A 15,382-nucleotide genomic window follows, 5' to 3' on the forward strand; every position below is an offset into this window, starting at 1 on the left:
TCCCCTTTCTGACCATCCTGTATGTTTAGCGTGCCCTTTCTGGCGTGAGGACATAAGAAAAGAACAGGCTTATGGCCCTGTTCTCACTTGTTCTGCTTTTTCTTTTGGCATGAGTACTTCGAGATGGCGGTATAAGTTGACAAACTCGCCCGGAAGCATGCCGCCGAATTCGCCGTCTAAGTTCAGCTGCATCGGCGAGCGCACTTTTACCCGGTTTGCTTTCGTATAAATGATATGCGGGTCATTGATATGCTCCCCGCGCGCCGCCAGCGTGACAAGTCGAATGAATTCGGCCAAACTCGTTTTCTTAACGATGATGAAATCAAACAGACCGTCATTGAGCGACGAATCAGGCGCCAGCTTTTCAAAGCCGCCAACTGAGTTGGTCAGCGAGACTAAAAACATCATAATTTCGCCTTCAAATAATTTGCCGTCATACTCAATTTGCGCCTCTGTTGCCTTAATGGACGGAAGCATCTCGATTCCTTTTAAGTAATAGGCCAACTGGCCGAGCATCGTTTTCAACTTGCTGGGCACTTCATAGGTGAGCTCGGTCAGGCGTCCGCCGCCCGCGATGTTGATGAAATACCGTGTCTGGTCTTCATTGGCGACAGAGCCGATGTCAATGGCGACAGGTTCACCCGTGGCGATCACCTCGCACGCCCCTTCAATCGAACGCGGCACACCGATGGCGCGGGCAAAATCGTTCGTCGTCCCAACGGGGATCACGCCGAGCTTCGGGCGGTACGGCTGATTCGCAATGCCGTTGACCACTTCGTTAATCGTTCCATCACCGCCTGCGGCCACAACGAGGTCAAATTCCCTCTCGGCGGCTTGCCTCGCTGCTATCGTCGCATCCCCTGGCCCTTCGGTGGCGTGGCACGACGTTTCATATCCAGCCTTTTCTAATCGGACGAGCACATCGGGCAAATGGCGCTTAAACAGCTCACGCCCCGATGTCGGATTATAGATCACTCGAGCTCGTTTCATTCATCATCAACCTACTTCCTCTTTTCCATCCTTGAAAAGGAACCTTCCACTATTTCACATCATAGCGAAACAACACTTTCTTCGCAACTCCGAAGAATGTCGTGATGGACCGCAAAAAAAGCGCCCTTGGTTTGATCAAGGACGCCGTGCGCCATCACTCATTGGGCTTTGCGTTCTCAGAAACTGTTGGCGCGTTCGTTGGCTGTACCGCTGCCCCGCTTTGGGCGATATTTTCGAGCAACTGCTTCACGTCGATGCCGGTCGATGCTTTTAACGTCTCTTGCAAGCTCGCCATTAAGTTAGTCGCGTAACCTGTGACACGGTTGGCACCGCCCCCCGCTCCTGAGCCAGTATCGACAATCGTCAGCTTCTCGATGTTCGAAAGCGGGCTCGCCACTTGTTTGGCGTATTCCGGAAGCATTTTGATGATCATGTCGAGCACAGCCGCCTGGCCATAGCGTTCGAACGCTTCAGCGATTTTTTGTTTCGCTTCCGCTTCGGCGAGACCTTTCAGACGGATAATTTCCGCTTCTGCTTCCCCTTTCGCTTTCTCCGCTTCCGCTTTCGCCAACCCGTCGAGGCGGACGCGCTCGGCTTCTGCTTTGGCCAGCGTTTCGACGCGGTATTTTTGCGCATCGGCTTCGGCGATTTGTTTCGCCTTTTCCGCTGCCGCTTTTTGCTCGATCGCATAGCGTTCGGCGTCGGCTTTTTTCTTCACTTCCGAATCGTACTGGCGTTCGCGGCGTAAAATTTCTTTTTCTTCCAACTCAATTTGTTTTTGCCGCTCGATGATTTTAATTTGCATTTGTTGGGCGGTGACTTCCTGCTTCGCCTTCGCTTCTTCGAGATGGTACGCTTGGTCGGCGCGCGCTTTGGCGATGTCTTGTTCTTGGCGGAATTCAGCGAGCTTGAGCTGGTTGATTTTTTCCGCCTCGGCGATTTCCGTCAGCCGCTCGAGCTCCGCCTTGCGCGCTTCCTTATCCGCCTCAGCCCGCTTGATGCGGGTCTCTTTTTCCGCCTCGGCTGTCGCGATATCGGCATCGCGCTTCACTTGGGCGATGCGCGGCTTCCCGAGGGCGTCAAGGTAACCGTTTTTGTCGCGCACGTCTTTGATCGTGAACGAGACGATGACAAGCCCCATTTTGGCGAGATCTTGTGAGGCGACGCGCTGCACTTCTTGCGAAAACTTGTCGCGGTTTTTGTAAATTTCTTCAACGGTCATCGACCCGAGAATGGAACGGAGATGGCCTTCAAGTACTTCGCGCGCTTCGTTTTCCATATCTTGGCGCGTTTTGCCTAAAAACTGCTCGGCTGCGGTGGCGATTTCGCCGATCGAACTCCCGACTTTAATGATCGCCACTCCGTCCGCCATGACGGGCACGCCTTGTTCCGTATACACTTCCGGCGTTTGCACATCGAGCTTGATTGACAATAAACTGAGCGGCTCGGCCTGCTGGAAAATCGGAACGACAAACGTGCCGCCGCCGCGGACGATTTTAATTTTGTTTCCTGATTCGTCAACATGAACGTTTTTGCTTCCTAAGTAGCTGCCTGTGACAATAAGCGCCTCGTCCGGACCGACCGTGCGATAGCGGGCGATGAAAATGGCAATGAGTCCAACGAGAAGCAAGACGACGACGCCAATGACAATCAACCATGGCGCAACCATGACAGTTCCCCTTTCTTTGTTTTAGATGGAAAGATGATACGGATCGTGCCTCGCCACCACAGCGACGCCGTTTTCCATTTGCACGATGATGACCTCTTCCCCTGACGGAATGGCTTCATTATTTACGCTCTTCGCCGCTTTGGCCACCACACCGCTTTTGCGGGAGATGAGAATTTCACCAAACCCATCCGGCGGCACGGACACGATCACCTTCGCCAGCGATCCTTCCAATTCGGCATCTGTATACCCAAGCGACGCCTCAGCCGACCGAAGCGGCAAAAAAACGAAAAAGTGCAATAAGAGCACGATGACAAGCGCCACTCCCAAACTCAGCCAAACGATCCAACGCGACGCCCAATCCGTATACCATTCCGCCAACAGACCGACCGCACTTGCGACAATGAAAAACGATAAGACGAGTTGCGGGCTGAACAGCGGATGATCGGCCACATCGAACAGACCGTCAAGCACATCGCTGAAGAAAAAATACAAAACCGTCAACAATGCACTGACCACCAGCACCGCTCCGTATACCACTTCAGGCGGATGACCGAACCACATCTCCCTCCCCTCCTTTCTCGTCAACGATGTATACGGCCGAAGAACCAGTTGGTTTCATCATTTTTCCATCATCATCAAAATTCGACAAATTGTTTTCGATTTCCTGTATTTCAGCCGTTTATTTCAAAAAATCGCCGCCGTATTCTTCCGATCGCTATCTTCAGCTATGACGCCACTCGTAATGAACCTTCCTTTTTCACTGTGAAGTTTCCGTTTTTAACGTTCCCGATTTCCGTTTTTTGACCATCGAATGGTGCAAACTCCCGTGGCGCGAGTACATCTGCCATGACAAACCCGGTCGCCGCCGCTCTGTTAAGCAAAATGGGGGATAATGAAGATGAGAAGGTGAAAGTGAATGCTCATCCACCTTGAGCTCGATGAGGCAAAACAGCGTCTGTTGTTCGATTTTTTCGAAACATATTTACGGTTATCGGATGAAGAAGAAATCCGACTGCGAAATGAGGTGAATACAATGGAGGAGAAAAGAAGGCGGCCAAAGTCACGGAACTCATCGTCTCATACGAGCAGAAAGGCATGGAGAAAGGAATCGACAAAGGAATGGAAAAAGCAAGGCTGGATGTTGCGAAACGAATGTTGGCAAAAGGATAGGATGTCGACACGATTCATGAACTGACCGAGCTGCCGCTTGAAAAGATTGAACAATTGAAGAAATAATACAGGGGCAAAAGCCTTCCTCCCTGGCATTCCATCCCGAATTGCCGTCCCTCGATCTCTCCAAAACGTTGAGAAATCCCCTAGGGAGAAAGGCCTCTTGATCGCTGTTTCCATCCATATTTTGGCTGACAGCCCGATCGTCTAAAGCCCCAGCCGCTCCAGCTCGCGGTCAAGCCTCCCCGTCAGCATGAGCCCGTACATGCGGAAGTCAGCACGTAGCGACCAAAGCGGATGGCCAAAGGTGGCAGGCTTGTTTCCTTCGATAAAAAAGTGGCTGAACCAAGCGAGTGCATAGGCGGCGATTGGCGCACCAAGCAGCCACCATGCGTTCTTCGTCACGATCGCGATGATCGCGAACAAAAAGACAAAACTCGTCCCGGCAAAATGCCACCACCGCGTCGCTCGTTTGCGGTGCTGGGTCAAATAGAACGGCCAAAACTCTTCATAGTCGCGAAACTCCATTTCCCTCTCCCCCTTTCGCTAATAATTTGATTATACTTGTCTGGAGCATTCTTTTTCATCCACTCTATTTCTTTCTTCACCGCTTCTTGATCAACAGGTTCATTGATTAAATTTATGATTTCCTGACGCTCTTCTTGCTGTTTCTTGTCCATTTCTTGTTCCATCTGGATTTTTACCTTATTTACTTGCACCCCCGACTCAGCATACACCAACGGAACACCCGATGTGCAAATGAGGCTCAAAGCGACAAGTGGAGAGAGCAAGAAAGATTTTTTCATAAAATACAAACACCTCCGTTAAATCAATATATTTACAATTAAAATTCTATTAGAAATACAAAAAAAAAAAAAAAAAGAGTATTTATTACTAATGGAAAAATAGTCATATATTCACAAAAATTAGAGGGTACGAACACTCTCCCACCTGCGCTCACGCTTAGAGTTGGGGAATTATTGGAAACGCCCGCCCCACGGCAGGCTGCCAGCCAAGCCGTCCCCGTGCGTCCCATGGTTCGGCTGCCTTGTGACGACAGCAAACGAAGCCCTTCCTTCAAAATAATTCCGAGCAGCGTTATGATCCGGGTCATGGGGCGCCCCCACTCTCGGACATGCAACGGCTGCACGTCGTCCTGCCAGCTCTCGCAATATGAGCAGAATCGATACAAAGTGCTGACGACACGGATCAACGTACACCCGTCTCATTTCGCTTTATACTCCAGCATCATGAACAAGCGCTCCACACAAAAAATCGCCTCTTTCCCACCAATTCGGTGGGAAAGAGGCGCTGTCTTCTTACGACTGGCTGCTTTCTCTCGCTTTTAAGGCGACCGATACGGTCGTCTCAAAGCCGTCGCGGTAGATGGTCACTTTCATCCGGTCGCCGACCGATGTTTTCGTATACAAATATTTGCGCAAGGCGCTGACGCTGTCGATTTTCTCACCGTTGATCGCCGTGATGACGTCTTTCGACTTCAGTCCGGCTTCAGCGGCTGGAGAGAACGGTTCGACCGATGTGATGGCCGCACCATATGTCACGTTGGACGGCAATTTCAGTTCATCAGTGCGGACGTCATCGGACAGATCGGCGACATCGATGAGCTGCACGCCAAGGTATGGGCGTTTGATTTTCCCGTCTTTCATGAGCTGTTCGACAATCGGTTTGACATTTTCGCTTGGGATCGCAAAGCCGAGCCCTTCAACCCCTGTTTCCGCGATTTTCATGCTGTTGATGCCGATCACTTGACCCGCGCTGTTGATGAGCGCGCCGCCGCTGTTGCCCGGGTTGATCGCCGCATCGGTTTGAATGACGTCGATTTCCCAATCACCGGCTGATGTGGACACCGGCATCGTTCGTTTGCCGCTGACGATCCCTTCCGTCACCGTCCGCGACAAATCCAGCCCGAGCGGGTTGCCGATCGCCGCGACAGGCTCGCCGATTTTCACCTTCGAGGAGTCGCCGAAGCTCGCCACTTTCGTCACACCATCAGCGGGAATTTTCAAGACGGCGAGGTCGGTGAGCGCATCGGCTCCGACGATCTCGGCTTTCACTTTTTTCCCGTTCGCGAGCGCCACTTCGACTTTGTTCGCTCCTTCAATGACATGGTTGTTCGTCACAATATACGCCACATTGCCTTCTTTTTTGAAGATGACGCCCGAACCCGTTCCCGCTTCGGTATCTTGTGCTTGTTCGGAGAAAAAGTCGACTTGCTTCTGGATGTTGACGACGCCGACGACGGCATCAGCCACTTTGTTAATGGCGGCGATCATGTTCGTGTTGACGTTCGCCGTCGGCTGCAATGGCAGCGCTTCGCTTTTCGCTGCCGTTTCGGCTGCGGTGTTTTGAGAATGGGTTTCACTCTGAATCCATTTTGGCGCCACATACCACGTCGCCGCGCTGCCGATCACCGCCCCCGCGACGGAAGCGGCCAGCCATGACAGAAAGCGGCCGCGCCGTTTCGGTTGTGGAGCGGGCGTTGGTTCAAATGGCGTCATGTCCATAGGTCATCTCCTCCCTTATGATACATCTTCATTGATATCCAAGCATAAGACCGCTTCGGGCGCATGCTCGCAAAACAGCGAAAAGGCGGATGAAACACAACCACATCTCCGACGTCCACCGGCCGCGCAGATAAGGAAGACCATCTAGTCCGACGCTTTCCTGCCTGCGTCATACTATAGATGAGCCGCATCTTCTGTTCCTCCCTTTTCCTCTTCGTCTATCATCATAGCCAAGGAAAGTGAAAAAACGGTGAAAAAAACAATCTCGTCGGCTCGGCTTTCCTTTGTCCTTTCGATTTTCACCTTTTTTTCACGCGGATTTGCTATGATAAAAATAATGATGAAAAACAGGGGGAACGGCCATGAAAGTGTTGCTGGCGGAAGATGATCTCCATTTAGGGGAATTGATTGTGCACTTATTAAAAAAGAAAGGAATCGACCATATCGATTGGGTTCAAGAGGGCGAAGACGCATACGATTACGCGATGGCGGAGTTTTACGACGTCGTCGTGCTCGATTGGATGCTTCCAAACGGCGATGGGGTGGACATTTGCCGCCGGTTGAGGCAAAACGGCTATACGGGCGCGATTTTGATGTTGACGGCCAAAGACGCTGTGCAAGACCGCGTCACCGGACTTGAGGCGGGGGCGGACGATTACTTGGTCAAACCGTTTGAAATCGATGAGCTCGTCGCGCGCTTAAAAGCCCTCGCGCGGCGGACGTTCGTCCCGCTTCAAGAGGAAACCGTGACGTTCCACAGCTTCACGTTGAACCGGACAAGCCATACGCTCTACCGCGGCGATGAGGAAATTTTCCTCACCCCGCGCGAGTTTCAGCTCCTTGACCTGCTCGTGCAAAACCAAGGCCAAGTCGTTCCGCGGGAGACGATTTTGGACCGCGTCTGGGGCTGGGATGCGGATGTGTCGATGAAAACGATTGACGCGACGATCAAATTGCTCCGTAAAAAACTGAAAGATGATGTCATTCAAACGGTGCGCGGGGTGGGATATAAAATTGATAAATCGATGGAATGAATGGCGCGGCTGGCTGCGCCGCTTAGGAAGCGCCGACTTGTTCCGCCGCGCCCATTGGCGGCTCACAGCGCTTTACAGCGGCATTTTCACCTTGTTTCTCGCCTTGTTTATCATGATCGCCGCTGCACTGTTTTACTGGATCACCACGTCTGATCAAGAGCGGCGCATCACCCGCCTCGCCGAGCAAGAGGCGAATACGATCGAGCAGTTTTTACTGAAGCAGAGCGATTTTGACTTGTTTAATGATGAAAGCGTCGTCCTGCTTAGTGAAGATCAACTTTTCTTTTACGTGATCGGCTCGAACGGCGAGCTGCTTGCTGGAGATGAAGTTCATCCGCGCCTGCGCCCGTATTTTTTGAACGCGTTATCCCATTTCAAGATGAATGAACGCACCCCCGTCTATATGAACGTATCGCTGCCGGAACACATGCCCGGCCTGGCGCGCGAGGCGTCGCGCGACTGGCGCGTGCTCGCCGCCGCCCGCCCGCTCGTCATCCACGGCGATTTTGCGGGCGTGCTGTACATCGGCATGGATGTCACGTCGTTTTTTGCGGTGTTCCATTGGCTGCTTGTCGTGCTCATCGGCTTGGCGGTGTTGTTTCTCGCCGTCGGCGTCGCGCTCAGCTTTTTTATGTCCAAGCGCGCGATTGCGCCGATTGAAGAGGCGTACGAGCGGCAGCGCCAGTTCGTCGCCGATGCTTCGCACGAATTGCGGACGCCGCTTAGCGTCGTCTTTTCGTCTGTTGAGGCGCTCACGTTGGAAGAGGACGTCATGAAAAACGACTTTGCCCGCCGCTTGCTCGACCGCTTGCGTGAGGAGCTGAAGCGAATCACGAAACTGATGAACGACCTGTTGACGCTCGCCCGCGCCGATGCAAAGCATGCCGCACTGGAACTGGCGAAACAGACGTTCGATTTCCGTCCGCACGCCGAGCGCACGTTCCAACTCCTGTCGGAACTCGGGGCAAAAAAACAGATCAAGATGCAGCTTCACGCTCCCGAGCCAGCAATCGTCACCGCCGACCCAGACAAATTGACGCAGCTGTTGTACATTTTGCTCGACAACGCGATTAAATACACCCCCGAAGGCGGCGAAGTGACGCTGTCAATCCGCACCGAGCCGAAACAGTTCGTCCTTTCCGTCAAGGACACCGGCATCGGCATCCCGCCTGAAGACATCGGCCGCATTTTCGACCGTTTTTACCGCGTCGACAAAGCGCGATCACGCCAACAAGGGGGCCACGGCCTCGGCCTGTCAATCGCCAAGTGGATCGTCGAGGCCCACGGCGGCACGATCCATGTCCAAAGCCAACTCGGCCAAGGGACGGAGTTTCTCGTCCGCCTGCCTGCTTAGGCTTTGCAGCGCACTGCGAGTGGCAGGCGGCAAGGCGCGTCTTCTTTCCGCTTGAAATCAGAAGGCGCCCCGAGCAGATCAGGGCGCCTTCTGATTATGACGGCTACATGACCGGCTGTTTTCTCACACCCCAGCATTTTTTCGAAAAACGAACGTTGCCCTGTGTTAGACGATGCAACAAGTGGAATATCTAAAAAAGCCATCTTAGGCTGTCTCCTGCCCGCATTCATCTCCCACTTGCCCACTGGGCTGCGCTCTTCTCGTTCCTTGAAGAGAGAGTCTTCTGCCGGGAAATGATAAATCGACGCAGCCACGATGGCATTGACATAGGGCATGACCAAACCGCCGGCATCGCGGATTTCGAAAACAAGAACACAAACAAAGCGCCGCCAACATCAAACCGATACGACCCAACCACGTCTTTCTTTCCTCACCCACAATGTCAAGCGAAAATCACCGTCCATCTTGCGGCGGATCCTCTAATGGATGATATGTTCAACAGCCCTTCAAAAAATGTTCGCTTTTCACCTCATTTTCTCCTTTCCTTTCTACAATACAAACCGTAAGCCAGTCCACCACTACACAAGGAGGTGACAAGATTGAAGAAAGCTCGAGCGTTTTTTCTGCTCGCCCTTGTCGTCTTGGCGGGAGTCAGTCTGTTCCATCTTTTCGCCCCGCACGAAGTGATGGCGCACGGCCGTCCAGTCGCGCCGTTTGACGGCATGTACGGCGGAGTCGAACATCGCCATCGGGAGTTCATCATGGAACGGCGCGGGGGCTGGATGATGCCGATTTTGTTCATGCAGTGGCTCCTCCCGCTCTTGCTTGTCGGCGCGGGGGCATTGTGGCTCGCCGCGGCGCGGTCGAAGCGCTGGATCGGTTGGGCGCTCGCCGCTTTAGGGATTGCGGCGCTGCTGCCAAAATGGGTGCTGATTTTGCTCGCACTGGCTGCTGTATATGCCTTAGGGCGGCGCCAAGGGCGCAAACCGTCCATCGCTGAAGCGTGGGCGCCGTCACCGCCTTCCGTTTCCGCCGATTGGCTCGATGAATGGGAAAAAACAATTCAAAAGGAGGCCAACCAACATGGGTATTTTTCGCCGAATCAAGACAATCGTTCTCGCTGAAGTGAACGAACAAATCGACCGCTGGGAAGACCCCGTCGTCATGACGAAACAATATTTGCGCGAACTCGAACAGCAGCTCGAACAAGGGCGCCAAGCGCTCGCCCAGCAATGGGTCGCCGAGCGGCGCTATGAAACGCTCATCACCCAAGCGGAAGCGACCATTGAAAAGCGAAGCCGCCAGGTGAAACTGGCGCTTGAGCGCAACGAAGAAGCCGTCGCCAAACTCGCGTTGCGCGACAAGCTGCTGTATGAGAAAAAACTTGAGGCATACAAACAACAATACAACGCCATCAAAGCGAAAACGGCGGAAGTCGCCAATCGGCTCAACCAACTGCGCGAGCGGTACGACGAACTTTCCGCCAAGCAGCTGGAACTCGCTGCTCGCGTCAATGCCGCGCAAGCGTTGAAACAAATCGACTCGGCGCTCGCTTCCTTTTCCGCCGACGAAGCGCTCCGCGGGTTCGCCCGCATGGAAGAGCGCGTCATCGCGCTGGAAGCGGAGGCGGCCGCCGCTCGGTTCGGAACGAACGCCGTGTTGTCCCCTGTGCCGTTTGAGGAAGAAGTGGAACGCGAACTGGCGAAATGGAAAGACGCTCAAGCCCATAACGCCTAATGTCCCCCCTCCCCCCTTTTGACATAGATGACCCCCTTGCCCCGCAGGCAAGGGGGATTGGTTTCTTCCGCTCTAGCTTCATGGATGAGCAAAATCATTTCCTTCATTTTTCCATCGTGGTAAAATCATTAGAGAAACGAAATAATTCAGGAGATGACCTCACATGGACTGGAAGCGAAGCGTCCGCATTTTATGGCTGTGCAATTTTATGGTTTCGGCCGGGATGACGATGGTCGTTCCCTTTTTATCGCTCTTCTTATGGCAAATGGGGGTCACCGAGCACCATGCCTTAAGCATGTGGACTGGGCTTGTCTTTTCCGCCACCTTCTTATCGGCGGCCATCATGGCGCCGATTTGGGGAATATTTGCGGATCAATATGGCCAGCGCGCGAACCTCATCCGCGCGGGGGTCGGCATGGGGCTCCTCACCGCCTGCATGGCGTTCGCCCATTCGCCAATGGCGCTGCTTGTGCTTCGGCTTCTTGTCGGCTTTTTCTCCGGATTCATCACCGTCTCGTTTTCCTATTTGGCCCGCGTCGCCCCGAAAGACCATAGCGGCGAGGCGCTCGGGACGCTGCAGACGGGAAGCATCGCCGGAAACATTATCGGGCCGCTCATCGGCGGCGCTTTGTCCGACCTATTCGGCTTCCGCCCGGTGTTTTTAGTGACCGGGCTGTGCATTTTGCTTACGCTCTTGCCTGTGATCTTTTGGCTCGAAAAAGATCCGGTCGTGCCGCAGACAAGAGAAAACAAGGCGAGCTTCAAAGACGTGTTCGAACACCGGCCGCTCATCCTCTTGTTTGTCGCCACGTTTCTCGTGCAAATCGCCGTTCTCGGCGTCAATTCGATGATGACGATTTTCGTCCAATCGTTGGTCGGCCATTCTAGCAATCTCGCGTTTTTATCAGGGCTGGCCTCCTCGATCACAGGGATCGCCACGATCATCGGCGCACCGTATTTAGGAAAGCTCGGCGACCGAATCGGGCAAGAGAAGACATTGCCGGTTTTGCTTGTGTTATCCGGCCTGTTCGCCTTGCCGCAAGTATGGACGGACCATCTTTACGAGCTGTACGTCTGGCGCTTCTTGCAGGGGCTTGTCGTCGGCGGCGTATGGCCTGCCCTTCAGGCGCTCATCAACGCGCAAAGCCCGCGCCGCATTCAAGGAAGGGTGTTCGGCGTCACGGCAAGCTCCCGCTTCCTCGGCAATTTGACCGGCCCGACGGCCGCGGGCGCCATCGCCGGCCTGTTTTCCATCGCTTCGATTTTCGCCTTGTCCGGTCTCTTGTTGATCGCCACCGGCGCCTTGGTCGGCTACGCCCACCGCCGTTCGTCCACCCCGGGGCGCGAAGGGATGAAAGAAAAACTCGCTGCATGGACGCATCGCCTTCATAGTCGGCACTAAGCGCCCTGTCGCCATCAAACTGAGATGGACGCCTCGCTCAGCTAGAAGCGCTATATCGAAACGAAGCCCCCTATCGGAATCGAACACGAAGAAGGTGTCCGCAAAAAGTGGACACCTTCTCTTACATGCGTATCAAGCAATCGTCTCTCATCGTTTCATCCAAGGATCAGCCCTTTATTCCCCCGCTGAAGCAACGAATACGGAATCGCTTCCCCGACGCGTCCGTTTCGTCCGGTCGTCGTCTCCGCCGTCGTGAGCGCATTCCAAATCGCTTCTTCCGTCGCCTCGATCGCGGCTTGAAACAGTTCATTCATCAGCGGCGCATCATCGTGGACGAGCGGAGGGACGGGTTGAAGAACAGAGTCAGAAAAGTGGGGGATCGTATAAGCGGTGGAAAAGGCAATGACGATATCGCCGCTCCCGTGATGGACATGGCTTCCCGTCCGCCCGAGCCCCACCGCCGCCCTTCGCGCCAACCGCTTCAGCTGCCGCGCATCAAGCGGCGCATCGGTCGCGACAATCATCATAATCGATCCAGGCGGCACGTCCCGCTCATCAAACGACGGCGGCACATACGGCACGAACCGCAGCTCCCCACGCCGCCCAAAATTGCTCACGACCAGCGCCCCGACCGTATACGTCCCGCCCGCGATCCGCGATGAACTGCCCACGCCCCCTTTCCAGCCAAAGCACATCATGCCCGTCCCCGCGCCGACCGCTCCTTCTTCCATCTCCACCCGCGCCTCGGCAATCGCCTGTTTCGCATGCGCCTTCGTCACCGAAAGCGCCCGCGCCGTGTTCAAATAGCTGTCATTGCATTCCCCGACCACGATGTTGACCGACCCGGTCGCATCCCCAATCTCCGGCGTCATCGCAAGCATATGCTCGAGCGTCCCTTGCCAAACCGTCCCGACGCTGAACGTATTCGTCAACATAATCGGTGACTCGATCGTCCCCAGCTCCTCGACTTGCACCAACCCGACCGTTTTCCCAAAACCGTTCAAAACAAAACAAGCCGCGGGCACCTTTTCCAAAAACCAATTGCCCCCATGCGGCAACACCGCCGTCACCCCAGTGCGGATCACCGTCCGTTCATCCAGTTCCTCCCGAATGGTCGCATGCCCAACCTTTACCCCAGCCACATCCGTGATTTGATTCCGCTTCCCCACTGGAAGCGTGCCGATGGAAAACCCGAGATCGCGAAGTTTAGAGCGCATTGCAACCTCCGTTTACTTCCGAATGATGTAAAGCCAACTGATGGAAACAACTCCAAACGAACCATAAGCTTGGACATTGAACGCTCTCCCACCTACGCTCACGCGTGGAAGTGGGGGTCTCCTCGGCGGGAGATGATAAATTCCCAAATATTTTTTCCATATCTTTGTTGAATCGACATCATCATTTTTTTGGTTTGGCTGCAACCCAACAGTCTGTACCTACTCATCCGGTTCGAATGATTCTTTTATTTCAAAGTTTCAATCCCTCATAGGTACGATAAAAACCTTCGACATGTTGATCATTTTCATCCCAATCCAATACAATTTCAATCCCTCATAGGTACGATAAAAACGAAACTGGAGCTTGCCGCCCACTCATTGTCACCGTATTTCAATCCCTCATAGGTACGATAAAAACCCCAAAAATGCTTGTTGTATCAAGCATTTCGCTCTAGCACTGTTTTCAGTATACCAAGTTCCAAAAATTCTGTCAATAACCTTCAACCTCGATGGCTGTAAGTCTGAGCCGCCAAAAACTATTGTCGTCGATCCCCCGGGGTTTTTGCAGGATTGGAGGTCGACGACAATCTTGCGGCTGGTTTATCCACTTGCGAGGCGAAACATTCCAAACCCTTGTGAATTTCGACTGCCAAGACCGACGTGGTACAAAAATGTCAACTGTTCTGGCGAAGAACAAAGGCGATAATGTCCCATCCAGCCTGTAATATACATGTCCTTGAATAGTGTGACCACACGATGACGCCGATGAACATAGATCGGTTGAATCGATAATCGTTCCGCTGGCGGAACACCATAGTACGCTGCATATTTGTGACAGAAATTCAATTCAATCAAGTGGGGGAATACCTCATCATCAGGATCAAAAAATTGCGTTTTCTTTCTCCCATCCATCGTCTCATATGTGCTGTATACGGTCAGTGGAGAAAGCATGACAACGTCAATTTCATGCTCCCGTATGTCAACGCTCTGCATTCTGACACTTTTCACTTCAATCAACTGTCCGTAAAGCTCAATCTCCCTTTGCAGCAAGAATCTCTGCCCAAGTTGTTGAGTCAGCTCTGGAAGAGCGGTATCGATATGCCATTGGAAATTCCCCAAAAAATGAATTGTTTTCCTTTCTCGATCCACTTGATGCGTTCCAAATAAACGGCTAAAGGCAAACAGTTTAAATGAACGTTTCCCGTGACGGAATCCCCTGTCATGCAAAAACGCGGCTAATTGTTCATTTTCTAACGAACGGTACAATAATCCTTGCAACAAATGCTGATAATGCAACGGCAAGGAAACCGTCCCTTGCCGTCCGCTCATGGTCACTGTCAATCTCACGTTTTTTCCTGCCTTCCTTAGTGTATACCATTTGACTTATAGAATGAATTGGATCTCTGTCAATAGAATGGACACAAAAAATTGAGAGAATTACGCAGAAATACGATACATACGTTCGTATTGATTGGGCGTCAAGTACCCAATCGCAGAGTGAATCCGTTTCCCGTTGTAGAAACAAGTGACATATTCAAAAATGCGCTTTTTCGCCTGTTCACGCGTCTGGAATTTTTCCAGGTAAATCAGTTCCTTCTTCAACACGCTATGAAAAGATTCGATACAGGCATTATCGTAGCAATTGCCTTGCGGCTCATACTGCTGGTCATGCCGTATTTTCTCAAACGCGCCTAGTATTCATGCGACGCATATTGGCTTGCCGCGATCGGAATGATGCAACACTTCACCGCGCGGTCGTTGGAGGTGGTAGGTTTGATCCAGCGCTTGGATGACCAGTTCCTTCGTCATCCGCTCGTCCATATGGAAACCGACGATTTTACGCGTACATAGATCCATAATGCTCGCCAAATATAGCCAGCCTTCATGTCGCGGATCACTTGGTCATCGGACTTCAGTTTCCCACTGCCTGGAAAAGCTTACTGCCCGCTCTGCTTGTACTCCGCCATCCAGCGGTACAAGGTATTGTCGTTGATTCCCAGTTCCCGGGCGACCTGTGCCACCGGCTTGCCTTCTTCCAGAATCATTCGAATGGTTTGTAATTTGAATTCCTTGTCGTACGATTTACCCATTTTGGACACCTCGAATCCATTTGATTTTATTTTCGCAATCTCGATTCTCCGTGTCCACTTTTTAGTCTAGCACCACGGGACGTTTCTCTTTTTCCTTCAAACATGATTTTACTCAAATGCACCGATTTTAAGGAATACATGAAAAAAGCGCTTGCATTTTCCGAATTTACCCATTATTATAGTAATAGGATCAT

Annotated in this window: 17 protein-coding genes, 1 pseudogene and 1 CRISPR repeat array; of the genes and pseudogenes, 6 read left to right on the forward strand and 12 right to left on the reverse strand. The window is 52.7% G+C overall.

The genetic code is table 11. The annotated features are described in order from the left end of the window. Nucleotides 1-69: 69 nt before the first annotated feature. The 3 genes from IC803_RS15420 to IC803_RS15430 form a co-directional block, all read right to left on the reverse strand. Entirely contained in the window at nt 70-990 is a 921-nt protein-coding gene (locus IC803_RS15420; protein WP_081209810.1) for a diacylglycerol kinase, read from the reverse strand. Nucleotides 991-1,144: 154 nt separating this feature from the next. Continuing rightward, entirely contained in the window at nt 1,145-2,659 is a 1,515-nt protein-coding gene (locus IC803_RS15425) for a flotillin lipid rafts scaffold protein FloT (RefSeq protein WP_081209812.1), read from the reverse strand. Nucleotides 2,660-2,680: 21 nt separating this feature from the next. Then, nucleotides 2,681-3,220 (reverse strand): NfeD family membrane protein, encoded by a 540-nt coding sequence (locus tag IC803_RS15430; RefSeq protein ID WP_081209814.1) that lies wholly within the window; start codon nt 3,218-3,220, stop codon nt 2,681-2,683. A gap of 100 nt (nt 3,221-3,320) precedes the next feature. On the opposite strand from IC803_RS15430, the pseudogene IC803_RS18270 reads away from it, so the two are divergent. Next, nucleotides 3,321-3,895, forward strand: a pseudogene (locus IC803_RS18270) (DUF4351 domain-containing protein); the annotation flags it as partial. A gap of 141 nt (nt 3,896-4,036) precedes the next feature. Here the strand turns inward: IC803_RS18270 and IC803_RS15435 are convergent. The 3 genes from IC803_RS15435 to IC803_RS15445 form a co-directional block, all read right to left on the reverse strand. Beyond that, entirely contained in the window at nt 4,037-4,357 is a 321-nt protein-coding gene (locus tag IC803_RS15435; protein ID WP_081209816.1) for an Mpo1-like protein, read from the reverse strand. Beyond that, on the reverse strand, nt 4,315-4,635 hold the full coding sequence (locus tag IC803_RS15440) for a hypothetical protein (RefSeq protein WP_223811991.1): 321 nt from the start codon (nt 4,633-4,635) through the stop codon (nt 4,315-4,317). Before IC803_RS15440 ends, IC803_RS15435 begins: the two co-directional genes overlap by 43 nt. A gap of 513 nt (nt 4,636-5,148) precedes the next feature. Continuing rightward, nucleotides 5,149-6,354 carry a S1C family serine protease gene (locus IC803_RS15445; RefSeq protein ID WP_081209818.1) on the reverse strand — a complete coding sequence of 402 codons (1,206 nt, stop codon included), beginning with the start codon at nt 6,352-6,354 and terminating at the stop codon, nt 5,149-5,151. A gap of 362 nt (nt 6,355-6,716) precedes the next feature. Here IC803_RS15445 and IC803_RS15450 point away from each other — a divergent pair, with 362 nt between their 5' ends. Next, nucleotides 6,717-7,388, forward strand: coding sequence for a response regulator transcription factor (locus IC803_RS15450; protein ID WP_081209820.1), 672 nt, complete (start codon nt 6,717-6,719; stop codon nt 7,386-7,388). Next, on the forward strand, nt 7,369-8,742 hold the full coding sequence (locus tag IC803_RS15455) for a sensor histidine kinase (protein WP_081209822.1): 1,374 nt from the start codon (nt 7,369-7,371) through the stop codon (nt 8,740-8,742). Before IC803_RS15450 ends, IC803_RS15455 begins: the two co-directional genes overlap by 20 nt. Here IC803_RS15455 and IC803_RS15460 read toward each other — a convergent pair. Then, nucleotides 8,739-9,077: a hypothetical protein gene (locus IC803_RS15460; protein ID WP_081209824.1), complete on the reverse strand. Its 339-nt coding sequence runs from the start codon at nt 9,075-9,077 to the stop codon at nt 8,739-8,741. The genes IC803_RS15455 and IC803_RS15460 overlap by 4 nt on opposite strands. Before the next feature lie 264 nt (nt 9,078-9,341). Here IC803_RS15460 and IC803_RS15465 point away from each other — a divergent pair, with 264 nt between their 5' ends. The 3 genes from IC803_RS15465 (at nt 9,342) to IC803_RS15475 (ending at nt 11,881) form a co-directional block, all read left to right on the forward strand. After that, complete coding sequence (locus IC803_RS15465; RefSeq protein ID WP_081209826.1) at nt 9,342-9,866, forward strand: hypothetical protein; 525 nt, start codon at nt 9,342-9,344, stop codon at nt 9,864-9,866. Further along, nucleotides 9,826-10,479 (forward strand): PspA/IM30 family protein, encoded by a 654-nt coding sequence (locus IC803_RS15470; protein WP_081209828.1) that lies wholly within the window; start codon nt 9,826-9,828, stop codon nt 10,477-10,479. Before IC803_RS15465 ends, IC803_RS15470 begins: the two co-directional genes overlap by 41 nt. 163 nt (nt 10,480-10,642) lie before the next feature. After that, nucleotides 10,643-11,881 (forward strand): MFS transporter, encoded by a 1,239-nt coding sequence (locus IC803_RS15475; RefSeq protein ID WP_081209830.1) that lies wholly within the window; start codon nt 10,643-10,645, stop codon nt 11,879-11,881. Nucleotides 11,882-12,036: 155 nt separating this feature from the next. Here IC803_RS15475 and IC803_RS15480 read toward each other — a convergent pair whose 3' ends face one another. The 5 genes from IC803_RS15480 to IC803_RS18565 all read right to left on the reverse strand — a co-directional run bounded on the left by IC803_RS15480 (nt 12,037) and on the right by IC803_RS18565 (nt 15,188). Beyond that, the gene (locus IC803_RS15480; RefSeq protein ID WP_081209832.1) at nt 12,037-13,098 is read right to left on the reverse strand and encodes a DmpA family aminopeptidase; all 1,062 of its coding nucleotides are present in this window, start codon (nt 13,096-13,098) and stop codon (nt 12,037-12,039) included. A 256-nt stretch (nt 13,099-13,354) separates the two neighbouring features. Continuing rightward, nucleotides 13,355-13,517: a CRISPR direct-repeat array (repeat unit 29 nt; unit sequence TTTCAATCCCTCATAGGTACGATAAAAAC). A gap of 181 nt (nt 13,518-13,698) precedes the next feature. Beyond that, on the reverse strand, nt 13,699-14,445 hold the full coding sequence (gene cas6 / locus IC803_RS15485; RefSeq protein WP_081209834.1) for a CRISPR-associated endoribonuclease Cas6: 747 nt from the start codon (nt 14,443-14,445) through the stop codon (nt 13,699-13,701). 90 nt (nt 14,446-14,535) lie between these two features. Then, on the reverse strand, nt 14,536-14,703 hold the full coding sequence (locus IC803_RS18555; RefSeq protein WP_370543799.1) for an IS3 family transposase: 168 nt from the start codon (nt 14,701-14,703) through the stop codon (nt 14,536-14,538). 93 nt (nt 14,704-14,796) lie between these two features. Continuing rightward, nucleotides 14,797-14,967, reverse strand: a complete 171-nt coding sequence (locus IC803_RS18560; protein ID WP_370543800.1) for a DDE-type integrase/transposase/recombinase — start codon at nt 14,965-14,967, stop codon at nt 14,797-14,799. Between the two features lie 68 nt (nt 14,968-15,035). Next, nucleotides 15,036-15,188, reverse strand: coding sequence for a transposase (locus tag IC803_RS18565; RefSeq protein WP_369826967.1), 153 nt, complete (start codon nt 15,186-15,188; stop codon nt 15,036-15,038). Nucleotides 15,189-15,382: the final 194 nt, after the last annotated feature.

Source organism: Geobacillus sp. 46C-IIa, assembly GCF_014679505.1.
In the GTDB taxonomy this organism is placed as follows: Bacteria; Bacillota; Bacilli; order Bacillales; family Anoxybacillaceae; genus Geobacillus.